Source organism: Komarekiella delphini-convector SJRDD-AB1, from assembly GCF_014831675.1.
Classification (GTDB): Bacteria; Cyanobacteriota; Cyanobacteriia; order Cyanobacteriales; family Nostocaceae; genus Komarekiella.
In genome coordinates this window covers 55,206-71,439 of the sequence record NZ_VJXY01000027.1, presented here as the reverse complement: position 1 = coordinate 71,439, position 16,234 = coordinate 55,206, and the positions used below count along the sequence as shown (strand labels likewise).

Sequence of the window (16,234 nt, the reverse complement as noted above, 5' to 3'; positions counted from 1 at the left end):
CGAAGGCACAAAGTTAACTTTCCTCTTGGCGGCGGTGGTTAGCAGCTTGCAATAATAGAGATTCGGCAAAAGCGATCGCATCTGTTGCAGATTTACCACCAGCTAACTGTGCCAGTTCTTCTCGGCGAGTGGTTAAATTATCTAAGGTAGTGACTCGCACAACGGTACGCTGTTCACCGTTACCATTGTTAGCTTTTTTACCCTTGTTTTGATTAATAGTTTGCTTATCTACGCGAAAATGACGGTCTGCCATTGCAGCGACTAAGGGCTGGTGAGTAACGCATAATACTTGATTGCGCTGACTTAGTTGATGTAATTTTTCGGCTATCGCTTGGGCTACTCGTCCTGAAACCCCGACATCTATTTCATCAAACACCATTGTCCCAGCGGTACTAGCTTGAGAAAAACAAGCTTTCAGCGCTAGTAAAAAGCGGCTCATTTCACCACCAGAAGCAATTTCTGTGAGAGGTTGTAGCGGTTCTCCGGGGTTAGGACTAAATATAAAAGTAATTTTGTCTGCTCCTGTAGCAGTTGGAGAAGTAGGCAGAATCTCTACTTGAAACTGTACCTTTTCCATCGCTAGGGGCTTGAGTTCGGATAGCAATCGTGATTCTAAATTAGCAGCAGCTTGACGACGTAGTTGAGTTAACTGATCGCTGGCTTGGGTAAGTTTTTCAAAACACGCCTTTTCTTGCTGTTCCAAATTTTCAATAGATTGTTCACTATCGTTCAGTTCTGCTAATTCTGCTTGGATTCTTTGGTAGTAGGCGATCGCTTCTGTAAGGGTTGGGCCATACTTGCGGCAAATTTGTTTTAATTCTCGAATTCTCTCTTCTACTTCCTCCAATCGCTGAGGATCGGCTTCTAAATCTTCTCCATAAGCATTAATTTGTCGTCCTACTTCCATTACCGCAGTTTGCGCGTCCCTTACTAAGTCCAATAGTGGTTGCAGTTGAGCATCGTACTCCACCATGTCATTTAATGTAACCTCGCTGTCACCCAACAAATCGGCTGCGGCTGGTGTCTCATGATCATTTTGATACAAAGCTTGGTAAACTTTGTAACTCATCTGTTGCAAATCAACGACATGATTCAAGCGTTCCCGTTCTTGCGCCAACTGTTCCAATTCATTGGGTTCGCTGAGGTTTGCAGTTGCCAATTCTTGAACTTGATAGGTGAGTAAGTCGAATTGTTGCAAACGTTCTCGTTCTGATGTCCGGCGTTTTTCTAATGCTAGATGGGCTTGTTGGTAAGCATTGAAGCTAGTAGCAACCTTTTGACGCTGCTGCATGGGGGAGTTACCACCATACAAATCTAACCAGTCGCGGACTTGGGCAGATTGCCCGACTTGTACAGTTTGGCCTTGGGCTGTGATTTCCACTAGGCGATCGCGCAGTCCCCCCATAATTTGGCGGTTTACCAATACACCATTTACCCGCGATCGACTGCGGATATTACTAGCGGTGGCCGTGATTTCTCGGCTAATGACTACGGAATTCTCATCGAGCAAATCAATTTCTTGTTCACTCAACCAAGCAGTTAAGGGGGGGGTTGAGGTGAAAGTGGCTTCTACCATTGCCCGATTTGTTCCAGTACGGATAACTCGACTGGAGACTTTACCGCCCAAAACAGCATCAATAGCATCTAGGATAATCGACTTTCCAGCGCCGGTTTCACCTGTCAACACATTTAGTCCAGCGCCAAATTCTAATTCTAGTTGGTCAATCAGGGCAAAGTTTTCAATCTGTAGGCAAAGCAACATCAAGCCGAATTCTCCGTGAGGGCAGATGCCAAATACTTCTAACTTACAGGACAATAAGTAAATATTTCATCAACTAGCAATACCTACTACTATTAGACTAATACGCCCATAAATTAAGTGTAGCAAAGTACTGGGGACTGGGGACTGGGGACTGGGGACTGGGGAACAAAAAAATAATTCTTTTCCAATACCCAATACCCAATGCCCGATGCCCATTCCTCAATCACTATCTTCAACATATTGTTACAATACTTAACATGATCGTTCTGACCGGTGGCTTTCTTCATGATTGTTAAGACACTTCCCCCTAGTTCCCGACCGATTCAGGAAGACAGTCGTGGCGGCACAAACCGCCCAGACGAACTGTATGATACTGAAGTAGTTCCAGAAAATGGTACACAGGCTTTAGTTGTGCGATCGCCAAGACTCTTGGCTACTCAAAATATCACAACAATAGCCGAACCTGAGACGCGTTACGATCCCGTAGAGATAAAGGCGTATTACAAAAATAGACCCCTGCAAGTTTTGCGGCGGATTTTCGCAGTTTTGCGGCCAACGCTCTCCTTAGCTTTTGGACTGTGGTGGGATAGCCGTCGGGGAATTGTCGTCAAAAATGACCGCCGCCGAGCCAATCAGCTACGAGAATTGCTGACACAACTGGGGCCTGCTTACATCAAGATTGGGCAAGCTTTGTCCACTAGACCAGATTTAGTTCCCCCCATGTACTTGGAAGAACTAACTAGGCTACAAGACCAATTACCGCCTTTTCCCAACGAAATAGCTTATCAGTTTATCAAAGAAGAATTAGGAGCGCCTCCAGAAGAAGTTTACGCTGAACTTTCGTCTCAGCCAATTGCCGCCGCCTCTTTGGGGCAAGTCTACAAAGGCAAGTTAAAAACTGGTGAGGAAGTCGCCGTTAAAGTTCAACGCCCCGACTTAAGAGAGCGGATCACTATTGACTTATACATCCTGCGCTACCTTGCTGCTTGGGTGCAGAGAAGAGTTAAACGGGTACGTAGTGACCTGGTTGGTATCTTGGATGAATTGGGCGATCGCATTTTTGAAGAAATGGATTACATCCATGAGGGCGAAAATGCCGAGCGTTTTTTCCAGTTGTATGGTCATATAAAAGACATATATGTACCGAAAATATACTGGGAATACACAAATCGTCGCGTTTTGACGATGGAGTGGATTAACGGCATCAAATTAACCCAGACAGAAGAAATCCGCGCCCAAGGCATAGATGCTCGTTATTTAATTGAAGTGGGTGTGCAGTGTTCTCTGCGCCAGTTGCTAGAACATGGATTTTTCCACGCCGATCCTCACCCTGGTAACTTGTTAGCTATGCCTGATGGGAAATTGGCTTATCTCGACTTTGGGATGATGAGTGAGATTAAGCCGCCGCAGCGTTATGGTTTAATTGAGGCGATCGTCCACGTCGTTAACCGCGACTTTGAAGGTCTAGCAAAAGACTACGTTAAGTTAGATTTTCTATCCCCAGAAACAGACTTAACACCAATTATCCCAGCTTTTTCGAGAGTGTTTGCTGATGCTCAAGGAGCCAGTGTTGCGGAACTCAATATTAAAAGTATCACCGATGAACTGTCGGCTTTAATGTATGAGTATCCTTTCCGTGTACCTCCCTATTACGCTTTAATTATTCGCTCTCTGGTAACGCTGGAAGGTATCGCTATATATATAGACCCCAACTTTAAAGTTCTCAGCGAAGCTTACCCCTACGTTTCAAAACGCCTATTAACTGACCCAGCACCGCAATTAAGAGCATCGCTACAGGATTTGTTGTTTAAAGATGGGAGATTCCGCTGGAACCGCTTAGAAAACTTGTTACGTAATGCGCGTAACAGCCAAGACTACGACTTAAACTTGGTGTTGAATCAGGGAATAGACTTTTTGGCTTCGGAACGCGGCGCTTTTATTCGTGACAAGCTAGTAGATGAATCTGTTAATGGACTTGATGCTTTAAGTAAAAATGTTTTGCATAACTTCACCTACTTGCTGCGGGAACGAGTTGGGTTGACAGCAGTCAACGAAACTCCGGCGGCGACAGTTGAGCAACAACAAACCTTGGAGCATATTAAACGTATCTTGAATATTCTTCGAGAAACTCGTGGCTTTGACCCAGCACAACTTGCACCCCAAGTTGCTCAGTTATTGGTAAATCCGGGTGTGCAGCGTTTAAGTCAACAAGTCGCTAGCCGTTTTACGCAAAAAGCTATAGCAAAGTTAATTCGGCAATTATTGGCGTCGTAGTAATTCGTAATTAGGGATTTTAATTACGAATTTGGTGACACAGATGCAAGAGCGTTTTATGCTTCATCTTTGTGATAACCGTTTTTATCGCGTTTGAGCGTTTCCTCTAGGGCTTGAATTTGTTCACGGCGGGCTTCCAATTCTAAGGAGCGACGCGCCAAGTCTTGGTTTTGCAACGTCAGAGATTGCCGCCAATGTTCTGCTCGCTCGGCTTCCTGCTGCAAAAATTCTGGTGTAATGCCGGTTGTGAGGTAATTTTCTATTAGACCTAGTACCCAGCTGGTAGCGTCTTCTAGTCTTTCAATATCGCCTGTAGGGGAAAGTTCTACCAAAACAAGCAATTTCTCACTCATGGTGTTTCCTTTGCCCAGTAAAATGAAAGCCTCTTCTGGAATTATGACCCAGAAGTTTTCAGCTTCCTGACGCGCCAACAAGCGTAACTGGTGTTGGTCTAAAAAATCGTTTTTACGCACCTGGGCTAGATATAGCATGACAGTTGCTTTACTCCAATTCAAAATTCGTCGGGAAAGTTGAGTGAGACAGAAACCGACATCGCCCAACTTTCCATAAAATTAAAACAAGATTTTTAATTTATTTTTTGGGGATAGTTAATTTGTAATGGGTAATTGGTGATCAAATTATGAATTGTTAATGATGAAGTATAAATCTAATTCATAATTCAACATTTATAGTTCATATTTTTACTATTACCCATTGCAGCTATCTTAAACTACGTAGGTAATGCCTACGATAACCCCTTCAGGCGATCGCGCAAAATTTCTGCTTGCTTCTCGGCTTCTGCTAAGGCATCCCGCGCTGCTTGTACCACATCAGCAGGTGCTTGTTCAACAAACTTAGGATTGCTTAATCTGGCACTTAGCCCGTTAATTTCTGCTTCTACCTTGCTGATGCGTTTTTGCAGTTTGGCACTGACTGCTTCGACATCTACTACACCAGCAAGGGGAATTAGCACTTGGATTGTACCAATTACACCAGCGATAGTATTTTCTGGTTCTTGTGGTTGTTGTGATTCTGTCTGTGGGAAGAACTGTCTCCAGAACTTTTGTCTAGCTTGTGTACTCAGTAAATTTTGGCTGACAAACCAAACTGTGTAACCAAAACCAATTATTTCAAAGAAAGTTCCGACTATGGGAATGTCATCAATCGCATTCCCCGCAGCTAAACCTAACCTAGCAAAGATAATCGCCACAATAATCAAGCCAATAGTCTTCAAACCCCTCTGAGGTTTCTTAGCAGCAACCATTTGACTCTGTGGTTCGGCGGTAATGGTTAAAGTCTCGACCTTCGCCAAATCTTTAATGTAAGATTGTCCAGCACTGAGGATTTGCTGCTCTTTCTCGCTTGCAGTTTGCAAATTCGCCGTCACTTTTACCCCTGGCTTGATATCTGCCTCAGCTCGTAAATTCCGAATTGTACGGATAGTACCAATCAGCAATTCAAACTGTTCTTCTAAAGCTGGATCAATTAAGTTTGCATCTACCTGGGGATAGATTTGTAAAGGTAAAGTTTGCTGGGAATCTGCTGGTTGTTGGGTGAGAGTCTGCCAAATTTCCTCAGTAATGTGCGGCATAAAGGGATGAAGTAGTTTCAAAATCCCTTCTAGCACGTAAGCGAGAGTTTGTTGTGCTGCCCTTCGGGATGCGGGATCTGCATCATTTTGGAGGCGAGATTTAACTAATTCAATATACTGGTCACAGAAATCGCCCCAAATAAATTCGTACAATCCCTTGGCAGCTTCCCCTAGACCGTACTTATCGATGTAATTGGTAGTCTGTTTAACAACTTGATGATACCGTGAGAGAATCCAGCGATCGCTCAATTCGGTTGCTAGTGGTTGACCTAATTGTTGCGGAGTTTGCCCATCCAAATTCATCATCACAAACCGGGCGGCATTCCACAACTTGTTAGCAAAATTGCGGGACGCCTCCACCGAGGCTGATTCATCCTTTTTGCGATCATATTCTAGCCGGATATCTTGACCCGCACCAGCTACTTCCCTAACGAGGGTATAGCGCAGGGCATCAGTACCATATTTGTCAATCAATAACAGCGGGTCAATGCCATTACCTTTAGTTTTAGACATCTTCTGACCTTTTTCATCCAGCACTAAGCCGTGGATGTAAACTGTTTGGAAAGGCATTTCCCCCGTAAAATGCCCACCCATCATCGTCATTCTGGCAACCCAGAAAAAGATGATATCAAAGCCTGTTACTAAGGTCGTGGTAGGGTAGTAAGTCGCTAAATCTTGAGTTTGTGCTGGCCAGCCCAAAGTCGAAAACGGCCAAAGTCCAGAAGAAAACCAGGTATCCAGCACATCTGGGTCTTGTTGTAGCTTGACATTTTCACCAAATTGCGATAGTGCTTTCTCCCAAGCTTCCGCTTCCGATTTGGCCACCACAAACGGCGTGTTATCGGTAATTTGTCCACCTGTTTCACTAACAGCGTACCAAGCAGGGATTTGATGTCCCCACCAAAGTTGGCGAGAGATGCACCAATCTTTGAGTTTTACTAGCCAATCACGGTAGACCTTTGTCCAGCGCTGGGGGACAAACTCTGGAGAATTTTTTTGGTCGAGGAATTCTAGGGTTTTGTCAGCGAGGGGGCGAATTTTGACAAACCATTGAGTAGAGAGGAGGGGTTCAATGGGTACTTTACCGCGATCGCTATAAGGAACGCTATGCTTATAATCTTCTATCTTCACCAAAAAGCCATCTGTTTCTAGGCGAGTAACCACATTCTTTCTAGCGACAAAGCGGTCTTGTCCTTGAAACTCCTGAGCATTTTCGTTGAGCGTGCCGTTCTTATTCATAATGTTGATCAACGGCAAATTGTGACGCTTACCCATGTCAAAATCGTTGGGGTCATGAGCAGGCGTCACCTTCACGCAACCTGTGCCAAAAGTGGGGTCAACAAATTCATCGCCAATGATGGGAATTTCTCGGTGTAAAATTGGCAGAGTTACAGTTTTGCCAATTAGGTGTTTGTAGCGATCGTCATTGGGATTCACAGCCACGGCAGTATCGCCTAGCATTGTTTCTGGTCGAGTTGTCGCCACCTCCACATAACCAGAACCATCTGTAAGGGGATAGCGAAAGTGCCAAAGATTCCCATTGACCTCTTGTGTTTCCACCTCCACGTCAGACACAGCGGACTGAGTAGCTGGACACCAGTTAACTAAATACTCACCACGATAAATTAAGCCTACCTCGTAAAGGCGAGCAAATGCCTCTACAACAGCTTCAGATAAACCCTCATCTAAGGTAAATCTCTCCCGCGACCAGTCCACCGAGACACCCAAGCGTCGCAGCTGATTCAGAATGGTTCCTTCAGACTCCGCCTTCCACTGCCAAGCGCGTTCTAGGAATTGCTCGCGTCCTAACTCGCTACGAGTTTTTCCCTCTGTCTTGAGTTGCCTTTCCAGCATTGTATGCACAGCAATACTGGCGTGGTCAGTTCCGGGCAACCACAGGGTATTACGCCCCTGCATCCGGTGGTAGCGCACGAGGGTATCAATCAACGCACTTTCAAAAGCGTGACCCATGTGCAAGCTGCCGGTGACATTAGGCGGTGGAATCACGATGCAATACGGTTCACCACCTTTTTTCGGGTCGGCTTTGTAGACTTGGTTTTCTTCCCAGAATTTTTGCCATTTGGCTTCTGTGGAAAAGGGGTCGTAGAGACTGGGGAGATTGGGGATATTTGCGGACATGCGGGGCAAACTAACTATGGAAGGACTCTAATAAATTTTGCCACAGGGTTGGAGAGGGTTTGATGGGAACGAACCGCCAAGACGCCAAGGACGCCAAGAGAAGAGAGCCAAGTGAGGAGGTGGATAGACTCGCCTATGCTGTGATTGGGGCAGCGATTGAGGTGCACCGGGTATTAGGGCCAGGGTTTTTGGAGGAGGTGTATAAGGAGGCGCTAATTATAGAATTTTTCAGATGCGGGATACCTCATACGGTTGAGAAGTGGGTAACAGTGAATTACAAAGGACATGAAGTAGGCAAGGGTAGATTAGACTTTCTGGTTGCCGATTGTCTAATTTTGGAATTAAAAGCTGTCCAGAACCTAGCTCCTGTCCATGAAGCTCAAGTCCTCTCCTACCTTAAAATGACTAATTACCCCCTTGCTCTCCTCATTAACTTTAACGTCCCCTCCTCAAAGACGGCATCAAACGTATTATCCTCTCTTATTAATCTTCTCTTGGCGTCCTTGGCGTCTTGGCGGTTCGTTAAATAAATCCATGAAACATCAAACAACCTCTACCCCTTTTACTTTCATCCCTACCCTATACTTCGCCTCCGGCATACCTTACATCATCATCAACACAGTTTCCGTTATCTTCTACAAAAAACTAGGAATAGATAACACTCAAATCGCCTTATGGACAAGTTTCCTTTACCTACCCTGGGTCATTAAAATGTTTTGGGGCCCAATTGTTGATATCTACTCTACCAAACGCAAATGGATACTTTATACCCAATTTGCCACATTCTGCTGTTTAGGTTTAGTAGCCTTTTGCTTACAACTGCCAAATTTCTTTTTCATCTCCCTTGCCACATTGACAATAGGAGCATTTATTTCTGCAACTTATGATATTGCTACAGATGGATTTTATCTACTAGCTTTAAGCCCAGAACAACAAGCCTTTTTTGTTGGTATTCGCTCACTTTTTTATAGACTTGCTGTTATCTTTGGCTCTGGACTTTTAGTAGTTTTAGCTGGTCAGCTTGAGATATATCTCAACAACATTCCTTTAAGCTGGACTCTAGCTATTGGCTTCTCAGCTTTAATTTTAGCAATAATTTTTGTCTTCCACCGTCTAATTTTACCTGTACCTGAGTTAGATCATCAACGACAATCACAATTTACAGAAAAGATACCGTTTTGGTCAATTATTACTTCATATTTTACTCAACCTAAAATTACAGCTATCCTAGCATTCATCTTACTTTACCGACTTGGTGAAGCAATGCTTGTCAAGATAGCTTCTTTATTTTTATTGGACAAACCAGAAGTAGGTGGTTTAGGTCTATCAACATCAGATGTTGGATTAGTTTACGGAACATTTGGAGTAATTTCCTTGATTTGCGGTGGGATTTTAGGAGGATTACTGATTTCTAAATATGGATTAAAAAAATGCTTATTCCCTATGGCTTTAGCATTGAATCTACCTGACGTGTTCTATGTATACATGGCTTACACCAAACCTTCACTTACATTAGTGTATCCTTTGGTTTCTTTAGAGCAATTCGGATATGGTGTTGGGTTTACAGCTTTTAGTGTTTATTTAATGTATATTTGCCACGGCGAATATAAAACTTCTCATTTTGCTATATCTACTGGCATTATGGCTTTAGGTATGATGCTTCCAGGATTGGTTAGCGGTTATCTGCAAAAAGCACTTGGGTATCCATTATTTTTTGTCTTAGTTTGTTTACTCACTATTCCTGGTATGATTGCTCTATTTTTTATTCCTTTAAAAGAAGAATCTAAGCCTCAAAATAATTAATATTAATCCAGTCTATGAGTTATGTTTTGGGAATAGATGGCGGCGGTAGCAAGACTGTTTGCGTGTTAATGGATGATTCGCATCAGGTACTAGGCTGCGGTGAAGCAGGCCCATCTAATTATCAGAGTATAGGCATTGAAGCAACTTTACAATCAATTGAATCTGCAATTTATTCTGCTGTAAATGAGGCAGTAGAAATTACAAAATTTATAAGAATTGAAGCGATATGTCTGGGTTTAGCAGGTATAAGCCGTTTAGCAGATATCGAAGTAGTAAAAGGTTTAGTTAAAAAGTTACAAAATAGCCAAGTTTTGCCTATAATCTGGGCATTACAATCATTTAGTATTGTTATTTGTAATGATGCTTTGATTGCTTTAGTTGGTGGAATTGGGCATAATGTAGGAATTGTAGTTGCCGTAGGTACTGGTTCGATAGTTCTTGGACGAAATCATCAAGGAAATACTAAGCGAGTTGGCGGCTGGGGGTATATTTTAGGAGATGAAGGCAGTGCCTATAAAATTGCTGTTGCTGGTATGCAAGCAGCATTAAAAGCTTATGATGGGCGTGAGATAGCAACAAGTCTTGTAGAGAGTTTCAAGCAACATCTTAATCTGACAAATATAGAAGATTTAATAGAAGTAATATATCGCCGAAGATGGGGAGTCAAACAGATAGCTGCTTTAGCACCAATTGTAGATTTAGCAGCAGCCGAAGGAGACAAAGTAGCGAATATCATTATTGACGATGCTGTGAAAGAGTTGGTAAAAGCTACATCTACAGTAATTGATACAATTTTTATTCCTGGCTCTGTTTTAGAAGTAGTCACAATAGGAAGCGTGTGGCAAGGTAGAGCAAAAATACATAACAGATTTGCCACATCAATTATCCAGAAGTTTCCTAATGTAAAAGTGATTTTTCCAAGGTATGAACCTGCTTACGGTGCTGGTTTGTTAGCGTTGCAAAGTTTAGATGCAAAATGAGAAATTTCCCTAATTGAAGCTTTAACTATCCACCACAGTCAATTTATTCCGCCAAACTCATGTTAGACTAAATACCCAATATTGTGCCGCTGACGGTGACTGTAAATGCACAATGTGAAGATGGCTATACTCAGATTCTTTGAATAATGAAGTGTATTTCCTGCGATTTTTGCTGTAAGTTTGCAGCGCCCACAAAAGTATAGAATCGCGGCTAAAAAAAGATTTTTGCCATGTCTCACGGTTCCCATTGCAGACTTCTTTTTGTGTCACTACCCGCGAAAGTGTTCGCCGTAATATCCGGCTCATAACTACTGGCCAAGAATAGTCTAGCCAAACAACGGTGTCAGCCTTTCTCCAAACAATATCACGTACTATGCTGTAATTACCGTCAACTACCCAGCTATTACCTAAAAGTGCTTGAGAAACTCTTTCGCGCATGGCTTCATTTGGTACTTCTACCCAATTAGGTTCCCAGTGCAGATAGTCTAGTTCCAAATGGGGAATGGCAAGGCGTTGGGAAATTTGCCTCGCCAACGTCGTCTTGCCACAACCACTAGTACCAACTACAGAAATGCGTTGCATTTTAAGTTGTATACTCGGCGTTAATTTTTACGTAGTCATAACTCAAGTCGCAACCCCATGCTTTTCCCTCACCATGACCATTGCCAACGCTGACGGAGATTAGCACAGTATCTTCTTCAAGATATGCACCCATTGCGGCTTGTTTCAAGTAAGCACTTGCTGCTGCACGGTCAAAGGTTAAAGGTTGACCATTTTCCAGCATTAAGAAATTGCCCAACTTAATTTGTAAGCTTGCTTGTTCAAAAGGCACACCTGCACGCCCAGCAGCGGCGGCGATGCGTCCCCAGTTGGGGTCACGTCCAAAGATTGCAGATTTAACTAAAGATGAACCAGCAATGGTTTTAGCTATTTGGCGGGCTGAGAGTTCGTCGTGGGCCCCAGTCACTTGCACTTCGATGAGACAAGTTGCACCTTCACCATCACGAGCGATCGCTTTGGCTAAATACTGGCATACTGCTGTTAGCATTGCCTCTAATTTTTCCGCTTCTATCCCCATTTCGGTAATTGCCGGGGTGCGGGATTGACCATTTGCTAAAGCTATTAAACTATCGTTGGTGCTGGTATCACCATCAACGGTGATGGAATTGAAACTTCTATCAGCTGCCCTACTTAACATCTGCTGCCAAAGGGTGGGTGAAACAGCTGCATCACAGGTGACAAATGCTAGCATGGTTGCCATGTTGGGATGAATCATCCCGGAACCTTTGGCAATGCCGCCAATTCGCACGGGGCGGTCGCCTATAGTTGTCTCTAGGGCTATGGATTTTGTTACTAAGTCTGTAGTGATAATCGCCCCGGCGGCGGCATCTGAGCCTGTTTCTGATAGTGCTGCCACTAGTTTAGGAATTCCTGCTTTGAGTTTATCCATAGGAATCCGTTGCCCGATTACCCCAGTGGAAGCTAATAACATAGATTCCGAGGGGATGTTTAGTGCTTGGGCTACTGCCATAGCAGATTCTAGGGCATCAACCCAACCTTGAGTACCTGTAGCGGCGTTTGCTTGTCCGGCATTGCAGAGAATCGCCCTAGCACTATGTTTGGTTCGTAAATGTTGGCGACAATAGTCTACACAAGCGGCTTTAACTTGGCTGGTGGTAAATACACCAGCTGCGATCGCTTCTACCTCTGATAATATCAAAGCTAAATCTGGCAACCCTGAAGGTTTGAGTCCTGCGGTAATTCCTGCCGCCTGATAGCCTCTTGGGGCTGTGATGCCACCATCAATTTTCTGCCAATCTGTCATTATTGTTCCCCACAACTATCAGGTTGGGTAGGCGCATTCGGCTGAGGTTAGTCATTCAGTTACTAAATAGCTAACTCTTTTTAATCAAGTATTTCTACTGATGGCAATAATAATGCACCAATTGGCGATTAGCATAATTTTTTTTACCTTTCTTATGACGAAGCAGTATGCAGTGAGAGCATCATCATAATTAGTAATTCGTAATTACTAGCTGTTAAGCTCATCTCACCTCAAAAAGGGGATGGGATTTCATGTTAACTGTTGACTGTTGACTGTTAACCGTCAACCGCCTAAAAAGGCGTCTTTCATCACCTACCGAGAAGGAATGGGTTTTCCCGACGCTTTTTTATAAAAGATAGCTAGTTGCTCTGAAGCTCACCAAAAGATCAAATTTTTGACGATGCCACCTTAAACAGCACAAAAACAAAAAAAAGAGAGCTACTTAGGCAGCTCTCCAGATCATCAGGGTGCATCTACTTACCACAGTATAGCATCTTAGGCATGAGGGTTGTCACCCTTCTTCTTGGTTGTTTTTGTAAACATTTTGTGAAGAAATTACAGGGAAAACACCTGTTTAGAGGTTCTTGTTTTTACCCTTTAGCCTAACTCCAGGACTGGGGATTGGGGATTGGGGACTAGGTATTGGGTATTGGGAAGAATTTAGTTCCCAGGTACTAGTCCTAATTCCTATTCCTCACTTCCCAGCGATGCACTGAGCTTGTCATACCCCTACGCTTAAGCAAGCAAGCTACGCGGAGCGTCTGTCTGCGACACGCTGCGCGAACGCAGAGAAATGTCCCTAGTCTCTAGTCCCCAATCCCTAGTCCCTTTTACCAAAAACTAGGCATTCAATTTCTGATCTACCAATTCGTTAGTCAGCTTCGGATCAGCACGTTTGCCAGTCTTTTTCAAAACTTGCCCAACAAAGAAGCCTTTAAGATTAGTGTTACCGTTGCGATACTTTTCTAGTTCTTTGGGGTTGGCAGCAATGACTTCATCAACGATAGGTTCCAGTACACTAGGATCAGTGATTAACTCCTGACCAGCAAAAGCTTTTTCAGGAGAAATACCACTCAGCAAATCTGGCAGTTTTTCTTTAGCTTGAGCATTGCTAATTTTGCCTTTTTCAATGCGAGTGATCACATCAGCGAGATTGATCGGAGTTAGGGCAATTTCTGTGATCCCAAGTTTTTGCTTATTGAGGTGTGCGGCAATATCTTGAGTAATCCAGTTAGCCGCGGCTTTTGGATTTGCTCCAGCTGCGATCGCAGCTTCAAAATATTCCGATACAGGACGATCTTCTGTCAAGACTCGCGCATCGTAAGCTGAAAGTCCCAACTCACTTTCATAATGATGGCGTTTTTGGGCTGGTAGTTCTGGTAGTTCGCTACGCCACTTCTGTAATTGTTCTTCTGACACCTCAATTGGTGCTAAGTCTGGTTCAGGGAAGTAGCGGTAATCACTAGAACCTTCTTTAACCCGCATACTAATTGTGCGTTGAGCGCCTTCTTCCCACAGACGAGTTTCTTGTATAATGCGATCGCCTGCTTCTACCGCTGCAATTTGCCGCTCAATTTCATAGTCAATCGCCCGTTGAATGGCGTTGAACGAGTTCATGTTTTTAATTTCTACCTTAGTGCCAAACTCCTTTCGTCCCACTGGACGCACGGAGATATTGACATCACAGCGTAGTGACCCTTCTTGCATATTCCCATCACTCACACCGAGATATCGCACAATGCGGCGCAATTCTTCGGCATATTCAGCTGCTTCAAGTCCCGAACGCAAGTCTGGTTCAGAGACAATTTCCACTAAAGGTATACCTGCGCGATTGTAGTCTACCAGAGAATAAGTAGAACCAGAAAGGCGATCGCTGCCTGCATGTACCAACTTTCCCGCATCTTCTTCCATGTGTAAACGCGTGATTCCAATGCGTTTACGAATTGGGTTTCCCTCAGCATCTACCAACTCAATTTCTAACCAACCATGCTCTGCAATTGGTAGGTCATACTGAGAAATTTGGTAATTTTTGGGTAGATCAGGATAAAAATACTGTTTACGGTCAAATTTGCTATATTTAGCAATTTGACAATTCAATGCCAAACCCGCCTTAACAGCATATTCCAGAACTTTTTGGTTAAGTACGGGTAATACCCCTGGTAAACCCATACAAACCGGGTCGATATTAGTATTAGGGTCAGCACCGAAAGCTGTAGAACTAGTAGAGAAGATTTTGGTGTTGGTACTCAGCTGACAATGGGTTTCTAAACCAATAATCGCTTCATACTCAGTTTTTACAGTCGTAGTAGAAGTCATAATATCGCTATTTGGGCATAATTCTGCTTTAGGGTACTATTGTAGCGGTGTCCTGAGTTGCAATGAAGGTTCAAAGCTACTTTAGTGTTTTAGCAACTCGCTTCATTTATCTAGTGTAGCGATTGAGGAACTACTCCTGAGTAAATATCTAGGTTTTCGGTTTCTAAACTCCTACTCTCTGCGTCTCTAGTTTGAAAAGTTCTATCGGCGAAAGCAGACAGCAAGGAGTATGCTGTACAGAATATAAATAATCCTCCCTTATATTCTGTGAAAAGAGGGATATATTCCCCTTTTTCGAGTTGCTTGGGAGGATATTTAAGAGATGAATATCACGAATTTAGATATATCAACTACTAACTTAAATGCATCTGCTGAAGGTTAGGTGTTAGTTGAACCAACTGCTACAGAGCCATCTGGCACAGTGCCGTTATTTAGGATAGGTTGGCGGGTTTTGAGGTCAAATTTATAGCCATTTGGCAGAATATGAAGCTTTGAGCCAAAAATTGCTAAAGGCTCATCTTTCAATATTTCACCGAGATTATTATACGTAGCCTCTGATTCATCTACAATCGTGACTACACCTTCTCCAATCACTTCAATTTGGTTATCGGTAACAACCATAGCTGTGTTTTCGTCAATACCAAATCCCAAAACAGCAGGCTCTTGTAGCAAAGCTGAAATTAAGCGTCCTAAACGTCCGCGCTGGGAAAAATGTTGATCAATTACTACTCCTGGCAAGAAACCAAGACCAGGCCCCATTTCCACAACTTCAATTCGAGGGTTTGTCTGGGAGTCCCCTTCCACAATCATTTTATCAGGCATTACAGCAGCCCCGGCGCTTGTGCCTGCCACAACTATGCCTTCAGAGAAGCGTTTATGAATAGCTGTATCGATTTCAGTGTCTTTGAGGATACTGGTAATCCGAGCTTGGTCGCCCCCTGTAAAAAATACGCCAGTTGCTTTTTGAATAGCTTCCAACGCTGTGGATGAAGTTGCATCTTCACGGGTTTCGGTGTCAATGATGCGAACATTTTCGGCTCCTAGCCGCTCAAATACTCTTATATAATTCTCTCCCACTTCTCTTGGTAGTTCTGTCGCTGCTGTCATAATTACGATGTTTGCCTTCGTACCACCAGCGCGACGCACAAACTCTCTGAGAATTTGGGAATCATTCTCTTTATCTTCAGCTCCTCCAATAATCACTAGTTGCCGTTTGGTCGTACTCTCCACAATAATGCCTCCTGATTTGGTTGATAAATTTCAATAAAGCATGACAATTAAAACTGTAGAATCACCCATTTGGTAGATTACGATACAAAATTTAAGAGTAAAATATGAGGAATAAATTTAGCATGAAAAATTTTAAGGAAAAGAATAAAAATCATCACTTCTTAAAAAATAATTCTTATATACAAAATTTAAATTGTTCATTCAACAGCCTCTAGAACTGTGATCTAGAGGCATGGTTGGTTTTATTTATTGTGAATTTATCAAGGTAGATTTATTGTGCAATTTTGAATAATTTATCTGTAATGACTTTTGCA

The 16,234-nt window shown here is 43.2% G+C and carries 10 protein-coding genes and 1 pseudogene; 4 read left to right on the top strand and 7 right to left on the bottom strand.

The genetic code is table 11. The annotated features are described in order from the left end of the window. Positions 1-13: 13 nt before the first annotated feature. The gene (gene recN, locus FNW02_RS22425) at positions 14-1,762 is read right to left on the bottom strand and encodes a DNA repair protein RecN (RefSeq protein ID WP_191759700.1); all 1,749 of its coding nucleotides are present in this window, start codon (positions 1,760-1,762) and stop codon (positions 14-16) included. A 285-nt stretch (positions 1,763-2,047) separates the two neighbouring features. Between recN and FNW02_RS22420 the strand changes: the two genes are divergently transcribed. Continuing rightward, positions 2,048-4,036 carry an ABC1 kinase family protein gene (locus FNW02_RS22420; RefSeq protein ID WP_191759699.1) on the top strand — a complete coding sequence of 663 codons (1,989 nt, stop codon included), beginning with the start codon at positions 2,048-2,050 and terminating at the stop codon, positions 4,034-4,036. A 56-nt stretch (positions 4,037-4,092) separates the two neighbouring features. On the opposite strand, the gene FNW02_RS22415 is transcribed toward FNW02_RS22420, so the two are convergent. Both FNW02_RS22415 and FNW02_RS22410 read right to left on the bottom strand, forming a co-directional pair. Beyond that, the gene (locus FNW02_RS22415) at positions 4,093-4,527 is read right to left on the bottom strand and encodes a hypothetical protein (RefSeq protein ID WP_191759698.1); all 435 of its coding nucleotides are present in this window, start codon (positions 4,525-4,527) and stop codon (positions 4,093-4,095) included. Between the two features lie 254 nt (positions 4,528-4,781). Then, positions 4,782-7,766: a valine--tRNA ligase gene (locus FNW02_RS22410; RefSeq protein WP_191759697.1), complete on the bottom strand. Its 2,985-nt coding sequence runs from the start codon at positions 7,764-7,766 to the stop codon at positions 4,782-4,784. Between the two features lie 62 nt (positions 7,767-7,828). On the opposite strand from FNW02_RS22410, the pseudogene FNW02_RS22405 reads away from it, so the two are divergent. The 3 genes and pseudogenes from FNW02_RS22405 to FNW02_RS22395 all read left to right on the top strand — a co-directional run bounded on the left by FNW02_RS22405 (position 7,829) and on the right by FNW02_RS22395 (position 10,549). Then, positions 7,829-8,253, top strand: a pseudogene (locus FNW02_RS22405) (GxxExxY protein). Between the two features lie 47 nt (positions 8,254-8,300). Beyond that, positions 8,301-9,569 (top strand): MFS transporter, encoded by a 1,269-nt coding sequence (locus FNW02_RS22400; RefSeq protein ID WP_191759696.1) that lies wholly within the window; start codon positions 8,301-8,303, stop codon positions 9,567-9,569. Between the two features lie 14 nt (positions 9,570-9,583). Further along, entirely contained in the window at positions 9,584-10,549 is a 966-nt protein-coding gene (locus FNW02_RS22395) for an N-acetylglucosamine kinase (protein ID WP_191759695.1), read from the top strand. A 57-nt stretch (positions 10,550-10,606) separates the two neighbouring features. Here the strand turns inward: FNW02_RS22395 and FNW02_RS22390 are convergent, their stop codons facing one another. From FNW02_RS22390 to FNW02_RS22375, 4 genes are all read right to left on the bottom strand, one after another. Continuing rightward, complete coding sequence (locus FNW02_RS22390; RefSeq protein ID WP_191759694.1) at positions 10,607-11,131, bottom strand: EutP/PduV family microcompartment system protein; 525 nt, start codon at positions 11,129-11,131, stop codon at positions 10,607-10,609. A gap of 1 nt (position 11,132) precedes the next feature. Continuing rightward, complete coding sequence (gene argJ, locus FNW02_RS22385; protein ID WP_191759693.1) at positions 11,133-12,374, bottom strand: bifunctional ornithine acetyltransferase/N-acetylglutamate synthase; 1,242 nt, start codon at positions 12,372-12,374, stop codon at positions 11,133-11,135. Between the two features lie 840 nt (positions 12,375-13,214). Then, positions 13,215-14,690, bottom strand: coding sequence for an Asp-tRNA(Asn)/Glu-tRNA(Gln) amidotransferase subunit GatB (gene gatB, locus FNW02_RS22380; RefSeq protein ID WP_191759692.1), 1,476 nt, complete (start codon positions 14,688-14,690; stop codon positions 13,215-13,217). Positions 14,691-15,068: 378 nt separating this feature from the next. Further along, positions 15,069-15,923 (bottom strand): cyanophycinase, encoded by an 855-nt coding sequence (locus tag FNW02_RS22375; protein ID WP_191759742.1) that lies wholly within the window; start codon positions 15,921-15,923, stop codon positions 15,069-15,071. Between the last annotated feature and the right edge of the window lie 311 nt (positions 15,924-16,234).